This is a genomic window from Paucibacter sp. XJ19-41 (assembly GCF_028462495.1).
Classification (GTDB): Bacteria; Pseudomonadota; Gammaproteobacteria; order Burkholderiales; family Burkholderiaceae_C; genus Roseateles_E.
The window spans coordinates 1-13,281 of the sequence record NZ_JAQOWX010000038.1; the positions used below are offsets into that span (position 1 = coordinate 1).

Annotated in this window: 13 protein-coding genes; 4 read left to right on the plus strand and 9 right to left on the minus strand. The window is 65.4% G+C overall.

Annotation, left to right across the window (positions count from 1 at the left end; genetic code table 11):
• From PO768_RS11930 to PO768_RS11945, 4 genes are all read right to left on the minus strand, one after another.
• Positions 1 to 209 (minus strand): DUF4880 domain-containing protein (locus tag PO768_RS11930; RefSeq protein ID WP_272646241.1); only part of this gene is annotated, 209 nt, incomplete at its 3' end.
• Entirely contained in the window at positions 206 to 754 is a 549-nt protein-coding gene (locus tag PO768_RS11935) for a sigma-70 family RNA polymerase sigma factor (protein WP_272646242.1), read from the minus strand. The genes PO768_RS11930 and PO768_RS11935, both read right to left, overlap by 4 nt.
• Before the next feature lie 171 nt (positions 755 to 925).
• Complete coding sequence (locus PO768_RS11940) at positions 926 to 3,154, minus strand: PhoX family protein (protein ID WP_272646243.1); 2,229 nt, start codon at positions 3,152 to 3,154, stop codon at positions 926 to 928.
• 178 nt (positions 3,155 to 3,332) lie between these two features.
• Positions 3,333 to 5,735, minus strand: coding sequence for a UvrD-helicase domain-containing protein (locus PO768_RS11945; RefSeq protein WP_272646244.1), 2,403 nt, complete (start codon positions 5,733 to 5,735; stop codon positions 3,333 to 3,335).
• Between the two features lie 65 nt (positions 5,736 to 5,800).
• Between PO768_RS11945 and PO768_RS11950 the strand changes: the two genes are divergently transcribed.
• A complete protein-coding gene (locus PO768_RS11950) occupies positions 5,801 to 6,754 on the plus strand; it encodes a bifunctional helix-turn-helix transcriptional regulator/GNAT family N-acetyltransferase (protein ID WP_272646245.1) in 954 nt (317 codons plus the stop codon).
• Between the two features lie 5 nt (positions 6,755 to 6,759).
• Positions 6,760 to 7,158, plus strand: coding sequence for a YchJ family protein (locus PO768_RS11955; RefSeq protein ID WP_272646246.1), 399 nt, complete (start codon positions 6,760 to 6,762; stop codon positions 7,156 to 7,158).
• On the opposite strand, the gene PO768_RS11960 is transcribed toward PO768_RS11955, so the two are convergent.
• Complete coding sequence (locus PO768_RS11960) at positions 7,151 to 7,282, minus strand: hypothetical protein (RefSeq protein ID WP_262969680.1); 132 nt, start codon at positions 7,280 to 7,282, stop codon at positions 7,151 to 7,153. The genes PO768_RS11955 and PO768_RS11960 overlap by 8 nt on opposite strands.
• A gap of 187 nt (positions 7,283 to 7,469) precedes the next feature.
• Here PO768_RS11960 and PO768_RS11965 point away from each other — a divergent pair, with 187 nt between their 5' ends.
• The gene (locus PO768_RS11965) at positions 7,470 to 8,195 is read left to right on the plus strand and encodes a pseudouridine synthase (RefSeq protein WP_272646247.1); all 726 of its coding nucleotides are present in this window, start codon (positions 7,470 to 7,472) and stop codon (positions 8,193 to 8,195) included.
• Here the strand turns inward: PO768_RS11965 and PO768_RS11970 are convergent.
• Both PO768_RS11970 and PO768_RS11975 read right to left on the minus strand, forming a co-directional pair.
• On the minus strand, positions 8,174 to 9,259 hold the full coding sequence (locus tag PO768_RS11970) for a WD40/YVTN/BNR-like repeat-containing protein (RefSeq protein WP_272646248.1): 1,086 nt from the start codon (positions 9,257 to 9,259) through the stop codon (positions 8,174 to 8,176). The genes PO768_RS11965 and PO768_RS11970 overlap by 22 nt on opposite strands.
• A gap of 5 nt (positions 9,260 to 9,264) precedes the next feature.
• The gene (locus PO768_RS11975) at positions 9,265 to 9,534 is read right to left on the minus strand and encodes a MoaD/ThiS family protein (RefSeq protein ID WP_272646249.1); all 270 of its coding nucleotides are present in this window, start codon (positions 9,532 to 9,534) and stop codon (positions 9,265 to 9,267) included.
• A gap of 159 nt (positions 9,535 to 9,693) precedes the next feature.
• Between PO768_RS11975 and rarD the strand changes: the two genes are divergently transcribed.
• Positions 9,694 to 10,596 carry an EamA family transporter RarD gene (gene rarD / locus PO768_RS11980; RefSeq protein ID WP_272646273.1) on the plus strand — a complete coding sequence of 301 codons (903 nt, stop codon included), beginning with the start codon at positions 9,694 to 9,696 and terminating at the stop codon, positions 10,594 to 10,596.
• A gap of 108 nt (positions 10,597 to 10,704) precedes the next feature.
• On the opposite strand, the gene PO768_RS11985 is transcribed toward rarD, so the two are convergent.
• Positions 10,705 to 11,601 (minus strand): HNH endonuclease, encoded by an 897-nt coding sequence (locus tag PO768_RS11985; protein WP_272646250.1) that lies wholly within the window; start codon positions 11,599 to 11,601, stop codon positions 10,705 to 10,707.
• Complete coding sequence (locus PO768_RS11990) at positions 11,598 to 13,154, minus strand: AAA family ATPase (protein WP_272646251.1); 1,557 nt, start codon at positions 13,152 to 13,154, stop codon at positions 11,598 to 11,600. Before PO768_RS11990 ends, PO768_RS11985 begins: the two co-directional genes overlap by 4 nt.
• Between the last annotated feature and the right edge of the window lie 127 nt (positions 13,155 to 13,281).

Here is a 13,281-nt window from a genome sequence, read left to right on the forward strand (position 1 = left end):
AAGGCGTCAAGCGAGCGCCAGTCGCCCTGCCAGCGCGCCAGCGCCGCCGCATGGGCGGCATCGGCCGCCAGCCAGGCCTGCAAGGCCGCCCGCTCGGCCGCGTCCAGCGGCGTGCCGCCGGCGCTGCGCACGAACCAGTGCAGGGCAAGGCGCTCGATCTCGGCCAGCGGCGGATCGGCTGGCAAGGAAGCTGGCAGCTCGGTTCTCATGGCGTGCTTTTTTTCTTCGGCAGCGGCGCCTTGGCCCGCAAGTCCTGACCCTCGCGGCAGCGCCGGCAGGCCTGCAGGGCCAGCGCAATATGCTGCTCCACCATCTTGCGCGAGATGCCCATGCGCTGCGCCACCTCGGCATGAGGCAGGCCGTCGAACTTGTGTAGCACAAAGGCCTCGCGGCAGCGCAGCGGCAGGTTTTCGATGGTGGCCAGCAAGGCCTCGACCGCCTGGCCCGAGGCCAGCACGGTCTCGGGCTCGCAAGCCGTCGGCGCGGCGAACTCCCTCGTCGGCTCGTCGGCCTCGTCCACGGCCTGCCATGTGCTGCTCAACTCGGCGCGCACCGCGCCGCGCCGGTGCTGGTCGATCTGCAGATTGCGCGCCGTGCGGTAGAGCAAGGCACGCGGCTCGGGCACCGGCTGGCCGGACTGCTGGAGGGCCAGCACCCGGGCATAACTTTCCTGCACCAGATCGGCGGCGGCCTCACGGTCGCGCAAGGCACGGGTGCAGAAATTCAGCAGTTCTTGGTAGTAGCGCTCGAACACGGCTCGACCATGGATTGACGGAGGCCCTGGCAGACGGGCGTCAAGGTATGGCGGCGGCGAACCTGATGCAATTAACAATAATTCTCATTATTAATCAAGCGAGCGACAGAAATAAGAAAGCCCTCGGGTCCCGACCCGAGGGCTTTCTTCATTGCAATCGATGTTGGCCGCTCAGCTGCCGATCACCCCGCCGTCGGGCTTGGTGATCACGATGGTGGCGGAGCGCGGGCGGGCATTCGGACCGCCGGCGCCGTAGCCGGCATTGCCGGGCCAGTGGCTCAGGTACTTGGCTGGATCGCTCACCGTGGCCGATGTGATGGTCTCGCCCGGGTGCTGGATGTTGACGAACAAGGCCTTGCCATCGGGCGTCTCGGCGCAGCCGGTGATCTCGCAATCGCGTGGGCCGACCAGGAAGCGCTTCAGCGTATCGGCCGTCGGCGCCTTGCCGATATAGGTGTCAACTTTCTTGCTGGTGTAGTCCAGGGTCTTCTTGGCACCGTCGCCGACGCTGCCGGGGATGCCGGCCAGCATCATGCAGTTGCTCTTGTCGGTAAAGGCGCCATCGTCGGTCTGGATCCAGCACAGGCCGGTGGCGCGGCTGAACCACAGGCCGTCGGGGCTGGACATGTCCTGGTCTTCGGTCAGCGAGGACAGATTGACCAGGCCCTTGTCGGCGCCAGCCTCGGCACCGAACAGATAGACGTCCCACTTGAAGCTGGTGGCTGCGGCGTCGCCGGCGACTTCGGCCACACGGATGATGTGACCGTTGATGTTGCCTGGAGAGCCTTGGGCACCACCGTTGTAACTGTCGCTGTAGACGCGCGGATTGGCTGAATCAACGCCAAATTCCTTGTCATCCTTGGGTTGCACCTTGCGATGGCTGTTATTGGTCAGCGTGAAGTAGACCTCGCCGGTGACCGGGTGGCTGGCGCACCACTCGGGGCGGTCCATCTTGGTCGCGCCCACCGCGTCGGCGGCCAGGCGGGCATTGACCACCACATCGGCCTGGTCGGCGAAGGCGTAGTTGGTCGCGGCCTTGATCACGGCGTTGCCGATCGCCAGTTCGATCCACGTGCCCGTACCGTCGGCGTTGAACTTGGCGACGTAGAGCTTGCCGGCGTCCAGGTACTTGTCGCCGGTGGCGATGCGGTCGGTCGGGTTGGCATCTGCGGCGGCCCAGTTGGCGGCCGACACCCATGTGTAGATGTACTCGCCGCGCGAGTCGTCACCCATATAGACGGCCAGGGGCTTGCCCTCGACCAGCTTGCTGAAGGCCGCGCTCTCGTGCGCGAAGCGGCCCAGGCTGGTGCGCTTCTTGATGGCGCTGGTCTTGCTGTAGGGATCGATCTCGACCAGGTAGCCGAAGGTGTTCAGCTCGTTGCGGTAGTCGTCCGTGCCGTCGGCGGAGGCACCCTTTTTCGAGATATCCCAGCGCGCGTATTTGTCGTCGGCGCCGCCGGTCTCCCAGCCATGGCGGCTCGCGGCGCCCTGGTTGCGGCCATAGCGCTTCAGCGAGGCAACGCTCTTGTCATTGCCGCGCGCCGCATCGTCCGCTGCGCCACGGGTGAAGTAAAGAGACCAGTTCTCTTCGCCGGTCAGCGTCGTGCCCCAGGGGGTGGAGCCGGTGCCGCAGTTGTTCAAGGTGCCGCGTGCGGTCTTGCCGTCGGCCGAGTACTTGGTCTTCATCAGGCCCGAACCGGCGCCCAGGCCGGACAGCGTGACCGGGGTCAGCGGCGTGATGCGGCGGTTGAAGGCCGAGTCCTTCACATAGGCGAAGGCGGCGCCGTTCTTCCTGACCTCGACGACCGAGACGCCGTGCAGCGGCACTTCGCGGTCCACCTCGGCGGCCGGGCGCGGCAGCGTGTTGGTGCCGCCGTTGATGTGAACAAAGGCCGAGGCGCGCTCATTGTTGTTGTGGCTGGTCGCTTCATGGTTCATCACCAGCAGGCCGCGGGCCGAGGCCTTGGCATCGGGCTTGCCGTCGGCGGACAGGCCGTAGTACTCCATGCCGTCGTGGTGGTCGCCGGCGCGGTTCTCGAAGTCGGCATCGCTGCCGTCGTTCTTGTAGGCGGTGGCGGTGGCGGTCAGCGGATCGCCCAGCGCATAGATCACGCTGGCGGTGTAGCCGGCGGGCACGACCACCTGGTCGGCCAGGCTCTTGGCCGCGGCGGTAAAGCCCAGCTTCTCCAGCGGCTTCAGCGGTGCTGGTTCATCATCGTCGCCACCGCCACAGGCCGACAGCGTGATGCCGCCGAACACCGCCGTTGCCGCGCTGCCGATGGCGCCGCGCAGGATGGAGCGGCGCGCCAGGCGTGCCTGCAGCACGCTCTGGAAGCTCTCGTTGGCGCTGTTGTTGTGGTCGATCTCGTCGGGGTCGACGTAGCGGGTGTCTTGGGACATGGGGGACTGCCTCTGGTGCTTGCTTGAAGCCGCGCAGTCTGATCATGGCCGGTGAAAATTCCGTGACATATCAAAGACTCGACTGTGACAGCACGACGCGGCGCAGGCCCCGATCCGGACTTGGCCGGCAAAGGCGGGGCTCAGACCAAGCAGCGCGCGTGCGCCCAGCGCCCAGCCCTCAATCGATAGGCGTCAGCTTGGCCACGCTCAGCGCCAACCACTTCATGCCATGCCGCCCGAAATTGACCTGGGCGCGCGCATCCTGGCCGCTGCCCTCCAGGGTCACCAGCACGCCCTCGCCGAACTTGGTGTGGAACACGCCCTTGCCGACCTTCAGGCCGCCGTGTTCCTTGTCTTCCTTCTTCTGCATCGAAGGGGGTACCGGTGGCTGGGCCCAGGCGGCCTTCTCGTGGTTGACACGACCGGCGCCGACCATGGACTTGAGCCCCGAGCCGCGCGACCAGGCGTCCTGGTATTCCTTCGCAAAGCCCGAGCCGAAGCCCTGGTTGCGTGGCGTCAGCCATTTCAGCGCGGCCTCGGGCAGCTCGTCGAAGAAGCGGCTCTTGACGTTGTAGCGGGTCTGGCCGTGCAGCATGCGGGTCTGGCTGAAGCACAGGTACAGGCGCTGGCGCGCCCGCGTGATCGCCACATACATCAGGCGCCGCTCCTCCTCCAGGCCGTCGCTGTCGGACAGCGAGTTCTCGTGCGGGAACAGGCCCTCTTCCAGCCCGGTGATGAAGACCGCATCGAACTCCAGGCCCTTGGCCGAGTGCACGGTCATCAGCTGCACCGCGTCCTGGCCGGCCTGGGCCTGGTTGTCGCCGGCCTCCAGCGAGGCATGGGTCAGGAAGGCCGCCAGCGGCGACATGATTTCGCCGGTCTCGGCATCGGGCGTGAAATTGGCCGGGGCCACCGCTGCGGGCAGGCCTTGCGCGATCGCTCCGGGCGCCAGTTCGTCGACCGGCAGCGCCACCGCATCCTTGCCAAAGCCCTCCTGCGTCACGAAAGCCTCGGCCGCGTTGATCAGTTCGCCCAGATTCTCCAGCCGCTCGGCGCCGTCCTTGTCGTTGCGATAGAACTCGTTCAGGCCCGAGACCTCAAGGATCTGCTCGATGATCTCGCGCAGGGTCAGGCCTTGCGTAGAAAAGCGGGTCGAGTCGATCAGCGCCGTGAAGCCCTGCAGATTGCTGCCGGCCTTGCCGGCCACCGCGCTGACGCTCTGGTAGAGGCTGCGGCCCGAGGCCCGCGCCGCATCCTGCAGGAGCTCGATCGCCCGCGCACCGATGCCGCGCGTCGGGAAGTTGACGACGCGCAGAAAGCTGGTGTCGTCGTTCGGGTTCTCCAAGAGGCGCAGGTAGGACAGCGCATGCTTGACCTCGGCCCGCTCGAAAAAGCGCAGGCCACCGTAGACGCGGTACGGGATGCCGGCATTGAACAGCGCCGACTCGATCACCCGCGACTGCGCATTGCTGCGGTAGAGCACGGCGATTTCCTTGCGCTCAATGCCACCGCGATGCATGGCCTGGGCCTCCTCGATCAGCCACTGGGCCTCGGCGAAATCGCTGGCCGCCTCGTAGACGCGCACCGGCTCGCCGGGGCCTGCGTCCGTACGCAAATCCTTGCCCAGGCGCTTGGTGTTGCGGCTGATCAGCTCGTTGGCCGAGTCCAGGATGTTGCCGAAGCTGCGGTAGTTCTGCTCCAGCTTGATCACGCGCTTGACGCGGTACTCACGCTCGAAGTCGGCCATATTGCCGACCCGCGCGCCACGGAAGGCATAGATGCTCTGGTCGTCATCGCCGACCGCCAGCACGCTCTGTCCCCGCCCCGGCGGCGCAAACATCTTCAGCCAGGCGTACTGCAGCTTGTTGGTGTCCTGGAACTCGTCGACCAGGATGTGCTGGAAACGGCGCTGGTAGTGCTCGCGCACCGCCTGGTTGTCGCGCATCAGCTCATAGGAGCGCAGCATCAGCTCGGCGAAGTCGACCACGCCCTCGCGCGCGCACTGGTCCTCGAAGGCCTGGTAGATCAGGACCTGGGTCTTCATCTGCTCGTCGTAGGCTTCGATGTCCTTCGGCCGCAGCCCGTCCTCCTTGGCGCCGGCGATGAACCAGCTGACCTGCTTGGGCACGTAGCGCTCCTCGTCCAGCTTCATCGCCTTGATGACCCGCTTGATCGCCGAGACCGTGTCGCTGGAATCGAGGATCTGGAAGCCCTGCGGCAGGCCGGCCAGCTTCCAGTGCGCGCGCAGGAAACGGTTGCACAGGCCGTGGAAGGTGCCTATCCACATGCCGCGCACATTGACCGGCAGCATCGCCGACAAGCGCGTCTGCATTTCCTTCGAGGCCTTGTTGGTGAAGGTCACCGCCATCACGCCGCCCGGCGAGACCTGCCCCGTCTGCATCAGCCAGGCGATGCGGGTGGTCAGCACCCGGGTCTTGCCCGAACCGGCGCCGGCCAGTATCAGGGCCGGCTCGGCCGGCGCGGTGACGGCCGCGTACTGCTCGGGGTTGAGGTTCTTCAACAGTCCGCCGGCCGCCTCGGGCGGCGGCGCGAACAACTCGTCTTGGGGGTGCTGACTCATCGTGGCATTCTAGTTGTCCGACCAGATACTTGCCAAAAGCAAGTATCTGGTCAATCATAGCCGCCATGGACACAAGCTTGACCGAGCCCGCCGGCGCCGTGCGCGCCTTCAACCGTTTCTACACCCGCCGCATCGGCGTGCTGGACGAGGGCCTGGCCCATAGCGAGTTCTCGCTGACCGAGGCCCGCGTGCTGTGGGAGCTGGCGCATCAGCCCCAGCTCAGCGCCGTCGAGCTGAGTCGCGAGCTGCGCCTGGACGGCGGTTATCTGAGCCGGCTGCTGCGCGGTCTGCGCGAGCGTGGTCTGGTCAAGGCCCGCGCCAACCCGGCCGATGCGCGTCAGAGCCTGCTGAGCCTGACGGCGGCCGGCCGGCGCGCTTTCGCGCCCTTGGACCAGGGCTCGCAGGCGCAGACGGCCGAGATGCTGGGCAAACTCAACAGCGCCCAGCAGGCGCGGCTGCTGCGGGCCATGGGCGAGGTGCAGCACTTGCTGGAGGGCGGTCCCACCGCAAGCCCCCGGCTGCGTGCGCTGGTGCCCGGCGATCTGGGCTGGGTGGTATCACGCCACGGCGCCCTCTATGCGCAGGAATTCGGCTGGGATCTGAGCTTCGAGGCCATGGTGGCTCGCATCGCCGCGCAATTTGTCGAGCAATGGCAGCCGCAGCGCGAGCGGGGGTGGATTGCCGAACGCGAGGGCGGCGAGGGCCAGCGCCTGGGCTGCGTCTTCCTGGTCCAGGCCCGCGACGAGCAGGGCGCCGAGCGGCCCGGCGTGGCCCAGCTGCGCCTGCTGCTGGTCGAGCCCGAGGCGCGCGGCCTGGGTCTGGGCAAGCAGTTGGCGCAGGCCTGCACGGCCTTTGCTCGCGAAGCCGGCTACCGGCGCATCACGCTGTGGACCAATCAGCGGCTCAGCGCCGCGCGCGGCATCTACCAGGCCGAGGGCTACCGGCTGACGCACAGCGAAACCCATCACAGCTTCGGGCATGATCAGGTCGGAGAGACCTGGGAGCTGGATCTGGAATGACGAGCATGGCCGCTGATGACCGCTGCCCCTGCGGCAAGAACTCGAACTATCAAGACTGCTGCGGCCGCTGGCACGCCGCATTTGCCGCCGGCCAGGGCCTGCAGGCGAGCGATGCCGAGGCCTTGATGCGCTCGCGCTACAGCGCCTATGTGCGCGGCCTGAGCGCCTATCTGCTGGCCAGCTGGCACGCCGACAGCCGGCCGGCGGCGCTGGCGCCCGATGAGCCGGGGCTCAAATGGCTGGGCCTGGAAGTGAAAAAGCATCTGCGGCAGGACGCCGACCATGCGACAGTGGAATTCGTCGCCCGCAGCAAGCTGGGCGGCCGCGCCCATCGCCTGCATGAAACCAGCCGCTTCGTGCGCGAGCACGGCGCCTGGTACTACCTGGACGGTGAGCTCAGCTGAGCAGGGAGCGGGTCACGCGCTGCCGCGGCGGCCAGGCCTCCGGCTCACGACCCAGTTTTTGCAGCAGCCAGGCCCGGGCCGAGGCAAGCAGCGAGCGGTGTCCGACGGGCAGGATTTGCGGCATGGTGAACTCCAGGAGGCTGGCGGTAGATCAATGATGAAGACAAGCAATGACAGAATTCTTTCGAGGACCCTCCTCGCTGTCATGCCCCCCTTTTGGGGTTAATCCTAGTAAGCGACCGTTTCTCGCCCGAATCAATGCCTTGTGCCCCGCAAGCCGGGGACAAGCGCGAACTCCATCACGCCTCTTGATGTTGCAGATCCTCCACATCGACGAGCACCTCGTCGCCATCGACAAACCGGCCGGCCTGCTGGTGCACCGCACGGCGCTCGATGCGCAGGAGCAGCGCTTTGCGCTGCAGATGCTGCGCGACCAGTTGGGCCGGCCCGTCTGGCCGGCGCACCGGCTGGACAAGGGCACCTCGGGCCTGCTGCTGTTCGCGCTCTCCGGCGAGATGGCCTCGCTGCTGGGCCAGGCCTTCGAGAGCGGGGCGATGAAGAAGCGCTATCTGGCCCTGGTGCGGGGCTGGCCGGCCGAGCAAGGGCTGATCGACCACGCGCTGGCGCGCGACCCCGAGCGCGCCTCGGCCGGCCAGGAGCTGCTGGCGGCGCGCACCGGCTGGCAGCGGCTGGCCCGGGTGGAATGGCCGCTGGCCGTCGATGCCCGTTTCCCGAGCAGCCGCTATGCGCTGGTCGAGGCCCATCCCGAGAGCGGCCGGCGCCACCAGATCCGCCGCCACCTGAAGCACATCGCCCATCCCATCATCGGCGACGCCACCCATGGCAAGGGCCCGTTGAACCGCGCGGTGGCCAGCTTCATCGGTCTGCAGCGGCTCTGGCTGCACGGGCTGGAGCTGCGCTTCAGCCACCCCATCAGCGGTGAGACGCTGTGCCTGCAGGCGCCGCCAGGGCCGGATTGGCAGGCCCTGCGCGAGCGCGGCGACTGGCTCGTCGATCAGCCGAAGCGCAGCGCGTAGATAGTCGGCAGTCCACGCGAGACCTCGGTCCAGCTGTCGCCGGCGTTATCGCTGGACCACAGGCCGCCGGTGGTGCTGCCCATCAGCAGGCGGCTGCCGCTGTCATCCACCGCCAGACCATGGCGGTAGATCAGCTCGTAGCAATGGGTTTGCGGCAGGCCCTCGCGCAAGACCTCGAAGCTCTTGCCGCCGTCGCGGGTGCGGGTTACGCACAGCGCGGCATCGACCGGCACGCGCTGCTCGTCTTTGACGGCCGGCACGAACCAGGCCGTGCCCGGATCCTGCGGATGGGCCGCGACCGCGAAGCCGAAGCTGGAGGGCCGGGCCTTGAGCTCCTGCCAGGAGGCGCCGTTATCGGCCGAGCGCCAGATGCCGCAGTGATGCTGGCACCACAGCACCTCGGGTGCGCCCGCGCAGCGCTGGATGCGGTGCGGGTCCTGGATGTTCTGCTCGTCCAGGCGTTCGGGCGGCATGAAGTCGGCCCGCATGCCGGCGGCGCGCAGATCCCAGTTCGCGGCGCCGTCGGTGGTGCGCCAGGCGCCGCCGCAGGAGATGCCCAGCAGCAGCTCCTCGGGCCGGCCGGGATAGGGGCAGATCGAGTGGATGCCCGGCGAGTCGTAGCCGCCACCGAACCACTCCAGGCGCTCGGGCCGGTTCCACAGCGACTCGACCAGCTGCCAGCTCGCCCCCTCGTCATCGCTGCGGAACAGCCCGCCGGGATTGGTGCCGGCCCACAGGGTGCCGCCGACCCGCTCCAGCGACCAGATCTGCTGCAGCTTCCATGCCGGACCCTCGGCGCCCTCGGGCTGGGGCGGGTAGCTCGGCACGGCCAGCTCGGTCCAGGTCTTGCCACCATCGTCCGAGCCCTGCAGCTTGGTGCCGAAATGGCCCAGATTCAGCGCCGCGAACATGCGGCCACCGCCGGGGGCTGGCGGCAGCAGCATGCTGACCGGCTCGGCCAGAAAGCTGATCCGCGCGATCTCCCAACGGCGGCCGCTGTGGCGCAGCTCGAACAGGCCTTTGCGGGTAGCGACCCAGGCACGATCACTGGTGGCATGACTCATGGCGACTAACCTCCGGACAGGGCTTGAAACACATGGACCTGGCTGGCCGGCCCCAGCGGATCACTGAGGGCCTGCAGATCGCGCAGCCGCCGGCCATCGATGAAGATCGTGACATTGGCGCGCAGATGGCCCTGCTCGTCCAGCACATAGCCGCGCAGCCGCGGGTTCAGCGCAAACGCCGCCTCCAGCCCCTCGCGCAGGCTGGTGGCATCGGTCTGGACCTCGGGCGCATCGACAAAGCGGCGCAGCTGGGGGGTGAAGACGATATGGGCCATGGCCTGCATGGTGCGCCTGCCGGACGGGTCGCAACAGAGGGAAGATGGGGAGGAAATAGCATGATGCGGCTGTCGAAAAGCGGCTGGCTGAAACGTGTACCGCCCTGGCGCGACAGCTCGAACCGAGCAGACACGCGCACCCACAAGGAATCTCACCCGATGAATCCCGGCATCGTCTACGCCGCCCTCGCCTATCTGTGCTGGGGGCTGTTTCCGCTCTACTTCAAGCAGTTGGTCGAGGTGCCGGCGCTGGAGGTGGTGGCTCACCGCACGCTGTGGTCACTGTGCTTTGTGGCCCTGCTGCTGACCGGGCTCAGGCGCTGGGCCTGGGCGCCGCAGGTGCTGCGCCAGCCGCGGGTGCTGGGCACCTTCGCGCTGTCGGCTGCACTGCTGCTGGTCAACTCGCTCACCTATGTGTGGGCGATCCAGCATGGCCGCGTGCTGGAGGCCAGCCTGGGCTACTTCATGAATCCGCTGGTCAATGTGGCGCTTGGCTTTGTGTTCCTGCGCGAGCGGCCACGGCCGCTGCAGTGGGCAGCCGTGGCGCTGGCCGCTTTTGGCGTGCTGTGGGTGACAACGCACACCGGCCAGGCCCCCTGGCTGGCGCTGATCATCGCGCTGAGCTTTGGCTTCTACGGCCTGGTGCGCAAGACCGCGCCGCTCGGCGCGCTGGAAGGACTGACCCTGGAAACCCTGCTCGTCGCCCCGCTGGCCGCCGGCGCACTGCTACTGTGGACCGCGCAAGGCCATAGCGCTTTTGCCGTCGGCTCGCCCTCGTTGATCGCCTGGCTGCTGCTGGCCGGTCCGCTGACAGCGATCCCGCTGCTGCTGTTCGCCGCCGGTGCCCGGCGCCTGCCCCTGACGACGCTGGGCCTGGTGCAATACATCTCGCCGTCAATGCAGTTCGCGCTGGGGGTGTGGCTGTTCCGCGAGCCGCTGGAGCCGGCGAGGCTGGTGGCGTTTGGGTGTATCTGGGCGGGGTTGGCGGTTTACAGCATGGAGGGGGTGTGGCGGAGCAGGCGGGTGGCGGCGATGGCTGAGGCTGGGGCAGACAGTGGCTGACTTGAGTGGCTGTTGCAGGCTGATTGCGGCCGTTCGCAGATGCGCCGGCCACTGGCAACTTCGGTCCCCTTACATGTCCCGGCCTACGTCGCTCTAGCAGATTCGATCCTATGCCGACGGTGGCCGCCTTCCTTGCCGCGCGGCCAGGGCATCGAGGTGATCTGCCCACTCCACCGCGCCTCCAGCGACGAACCATTCCGAAGCGGCCAATGCTCGATACAGTGCCGCAGCCCACGAATGCGGATCCCCTTTAGCGCGGGACGCGGCCTGCCGCTCCAAATAAGCCTTCAGTCCCTTGTACCCGTAGATCTTGAATTCATCGCGAGAATAGTCAGCAATCTGCGAAAGTTCGGAGGACGCTTTCGCGATGTAGACATCGTTGAGTCCAAACGCGATGAAATGATTCTTGACGCGCTCTTGGAGTCCAGCGTCCCAATGAGTTGGCGGCGTTGCATGAAAGGCAGCCGACAACTTGACACCCTCCACGATCTCCGCGGACAGCCACGGCTGATCGGTCGGCAGCACGTCGTAGTACGGATGAAACGTCTGCGCTACCAGCGAATCTGCCACGCCGGAAAGTTTGATCTTGTTGCAAGCTTCGCAGGCTGGAACTAGGTTGAGCGGGGTCAGGACGTAGTCTGCATGCTTGGCTTGCGGCAGGTAGTGATCGAGAGTGCCAACCACCCGCGAGTTGCAAAGCGGACACATCTTTGCTCCGCGACGCAACTCGTCATAGATTTCACGACACGGCTGCCCCAGCTTGGAGAATTTGTTTTTGTATAGCCACTTCATTTCCTCTCGTGCGACGAGACTGGCAACGTCTATGGACTCTGCAATCGAGAACAGCTGAGAAGCCTGCGCCAACGCGTGATAGCCCGTCTCCTTACCAGCCAGATGAACCTCAATCGCAATGACGCGGTTGGCAAGATCCTGATTCTCGACGTTTGAGACGCAAAGGCGTGCGGCCTGGACGACGCCCTGATTGGGCTTCGGAAGGGAGATCATCCTCGCGCCGCTTTCGTCTTCGCCGCTTCCGCGGCTACAAGGCCGCGGGCAAGAAGGATGGCCTCAGTCCCAAGCTGACCGTCAAAATGCGCAAGTACCTCTTCGAACGTCTTGCCCGACTTCACCTGGGCGCTAACGAGCGCGTGGAATCCTGAGTAGGTCACCTCCAAACCAAAAACGTCTCGAGTTAGGCGGCCGACGGCTTCGCCGAACGTCTCCACGGGTGGCCTGTCGATACTGCTGTATCTGCCATTTCTACTCAAGATTGAGACACACGATGCCGGCACCTCTTGGAGCACAACAGGCGAATGAGTGGCAATAATGGCCACGCCGTTGCGCCGAATCAGCAGGTCGCTAACGGCGCGAATGAAGGCCGACAACAACGGCGGGTGAAGATGACCCTCAGGTTCGTCAAGCACTACCAACGTTCGCTCATCGACAAGTTCGACAAGCCGGGTCGTTGTCAGCAACACGATCGCATGCCCTGAACTAAGCCGCTTGAAGAGGGAAAGTGCTTGTTCCCGCCAGTCGTCGCCGCTATCGAGAAGCCCCAAGATGTCCGCATCTCGAAACATTGGATCGGAACAGAGGGTCTCCACCGCTCGACGCCATCTTTCGGCGCGCAATCCTGTTCTGCAGTGTTCCAAACTCTCGGAGAACTTTTCTCCGAGAACTGCCTTCAGTCGCTTCTCCTGGCTGTCGCCAGGCTTGAAATTGATGTCTGACAACCCTACAAACGTGCCCTTGACGCCGCCCTGACGTTCCACAGGAGGAAATGCAAAGCTATCAAACGCACTAAATGCGACATGTACAAGGCCAGAAAACGCCCACTCGCCTGCGTTCGGCCCGATTTTCCTCAAGGTCCCTCGTACTACATCAGCTAGATCCAGATCGAGGGCGGCTGCAGTGAGTCCCTGAATGGATCGAGACTTGCCCACTCCGTTCCTACCGATGAGTACGTGCACATTTGTTGGTGGATCAGAATGCGGGCTCACTGAGAAATCGATGATCGGCCCCGGATCGTCTCCCTGCACTGGAATTTCGTACTGGAAATGGAAGCGTGTGAGGATCAAATTTCCGTGCGCGAGCCGGTGAAAGCGAAACCTAAGGTTCTCCTCGGTGACATAACGCATAAGCGATGACGTCATTACGGATTCCCGCCGGTGCCTTTCGTAGCGCGCAAGATCGTAGGCACAGTCGCGCATTCCCTCGAGAACTTCAATCCGCGCCTTAGCAGGCATCGTGTTCAGCGTCTCGTAGTAGTCATCACCTTGTCCGACCGAAAAAAAGTCCTCAGAGAGACTTCCGCTGTTGTCGAACGCGAGGGCTGGCGTACGAGTCGGCGGCGATGTCTTGACTTCGCGGCCTCCCAGAAGACCGATTTGACCGACCTTCACACTTCCGCATGCATATCGCTTGCCGGCTTCATCGAATGCCACCAAGTTGAAGCGAGTGTCGAAATCGAACCAGTCGTCCCAGTGATCAGGAATCAGGAAGGCCTGCGATGTCGCATGCTGCGGCAACTGCACAGCTGATATCAAGCTGAATTTCACGAGATTGCTCCCTGAGCGAGTTGAGGACGCTCTTCTATGGCGCGAGATGCTACCTGCTGTTTGACGGCACCTGACCTGTCCCCGGGGAATCGCAGAGCCCCCTGGATTGATTCACGTGATCGCTGCC